The sequence below is a fragment of the Petrotoga halophila DSM 16923 genome, from assembly GCF_002924615.1.
The window spans coordinates 462-1735 of sequence record NZ_JALY01000033.1 but is presented as its reverse complement, the minus strand read 5'-3'; the positions used below and the strand labels follow the sequence as shown (position 1 = coordinate 1735).

3 protein-coding genes are annotated in these 1274 nt (G+C 39.9%); all 3 read left to right on the top strand.

Annotation, left to right across the window (positions count from 1 at the left end; all coding sequences use genetic code 11):
* Positions 1 to 240, top strand: a 240-nt coding sequence (locus AA81_RS01485) for an ABC transporter permease subunit (RefSeq protein ID WP_146050313.1), incomplete at its 5' end; no start/stop codon positions are given.
* Between the two features lie 7 nt (positions 241 to 247).
* The gene (locus tag AA81_RS01480) at positions 248 to 1111 is read left to right on the top strand and encodes an ABC transporter permease (RefSeq protein WP_425440365.1); all 864 of its coding nucleotides are present in this window, start codon (positions 248 to 250) and stop codon (positions 1109 to 1111) included.
* Between the two features lie 53 nt (positions 1112 to 1164).
* Positions 1165 to 1274, top strand: a 110-nt coding sequence (locus AA81_RS14830; protein ID WP_211292619.1) for an ATP-binding cassette domain-containing protein, incomplete at its 3' end; no start/stop codon positions are given.

Below are 1274 nucleotides of genomic sequence, written 5' to 3'. Positions count from 1 at the left end.
TTATTACCGCAAGTAACCAACTTAGCGCTATCTTTAGGGCAAATCTTTGGAGGGGCATTGATAACAGAAATAGTATTCGCCTATCCAGGGATAGGAACGTTACTATACGGAGCGATAAACTCAAACGACTACAACCTAATAATAGGGGTAGTCTCGTTATCGGTAATAGGGATAGCGTCAGCAACGCTCATAATAGATCTAATATATCCACTCTTTGACCCAAGAGTAAGGTACAGATGAGGTGATAATGTTGGAAGGATTCAAAGAACTAATGAAAGATGGAAGGTTCAGATTTGCGTTCATAGTAATATGTATTTTAGCCTTAATGTCAATACTCTCATTCTTTTCGCCATACGATCCACTAAGGTGGAACGTGGTAGCTAGGGACAAACCACCCAGTTGGCCACACATATTCGGAACGACATCGCAAGGGCAAGACCTATTCTGGCAATCTACATTTGCGATAAGGAACTCACTAACAATAGCGTTAATAGCCTCAGGAATATCGAGGGTGATAGCGATAATAATGGGATTAGTATCGGGGTACAAAGGTGGAAAAACCGACAAAGTACTGATGTCGATAAACGACAGTTTTGTAGTAATGCCGCTCTTACCGATTCTGATACTGATAGCATCGGTAATAAGGGAAAACTTAACGATGGTACTATTAGGACTCATACTAAGTCTATTTGGATGGGCGTGGGATGCCCGGGTAATACGATCACAAATACTAAGTCTAAGGGAAAGGGAATTCACATACACATCAATACTATCGGGGACAAGAACGTTCAACCTGGTAATAAAAGAATACTTTCCATTCATAATACCGATAATATTTTCGACGTTGATAAACAACATGATATGGGCGGTAGGGATGGAAGTAACGTTATCGGTATTAGGCTTATCCAACACAGAAATACCAACGATAGGAACGATGATACACTGGGCGGTAAACTACCAAGCGATGCTACTGGGATACTGGTGGTGGATACTAACACCTGTAATAATATCGATCTTCTTGTTCGTAGCCTTGTACCTACTCTCAACAAGTCTAAGTGAATACTTAGACCCAAGAACAAGGATACAAAGAATCGGTAAGGCGAAGGAGTGAAAAGGTTGGAAGTATTAAAAACAGAAAAACTAAAATCGTATTACATATTTGAAATGCAAGAAGAGAAAAAAGAAGTAAAAGCGGTCAACGATGTAAGTATAAAGATACAAGAAGATGAAATATACGGGATAGCAGGGGAAAGTGGATGTGGGAAAAGCACATT